The organism is Enterobacter sp. PL1, from assembly GCF_945957325.1.
Taxonomy (GTDB): Bacteria; Pseudomonadota; Gammaproteobacteria; order Enterobacterales; family Enterobacteriaceae; genus Enterobacter; species Enterobacter roggenkampii.
The window spans coordinates 1-499 of the sequence record NZ_CAMFKT010000106.1; the positions used below are offsets into that span (position 1 = coordinate 1).

1 rRNA gene is annotated in these 499 nt (G+C 53.9%); it reads right to left on the bottom strand.

Annotated features, from left to right (window positions below):
- Nucleotides 1–459: ribosomal RNA gene (locus N6P30_RS24470) — 16S ribosomal RNA — on the bottom strand; the annotation flags it as partial.
- Between the last annotated feature and the right edge of the window lie 40 nt (nt 460–499).

Genomic DNA, 499 nt, shown 5'->3' on the forward strand with positions numbered 1-499 from the left:
CAACGCCTTCCTCCCCGCTGAAAGTACTTTACAACCCGAAGGCCTTCTTCATACACGCGGCATGGCTGCATCAGGCTTGCGCCCATTGTGCAATATTCCCCACTGCTGCCTCCCGTAGGAGTCTGGACCGTGTCTCAGTTCCAGTGTGGCTGGTCATCCTCTCAGACCAGCTAGGGATCGTCGCCTAGGTGAGCCGTTACCCCACCTACTAGCTAATCCCATCTGGGCACATCTGATGGCAAGAGGCCCGAAGGTCCCCCTCTTTGGTCTTGCGACGTTATGCGGTATTAGCTACCGTTTCCAGTAGTTATCCCCCTCCATCAGGCAGTTTCCCAGACATTACTCACCCGTCCGCCGCTCGCCGGCAAAGTAGCAAGCTACTTTCCGCTGCCGCTCGACTTGCATGTGTTAGGCCTGCCGCCAGCGTTCAATCTGAGCCATGATCAAACTCTTCAATTTAAGTTTGATGCTCGTGAATTAAACTTCGTAATGAATTACG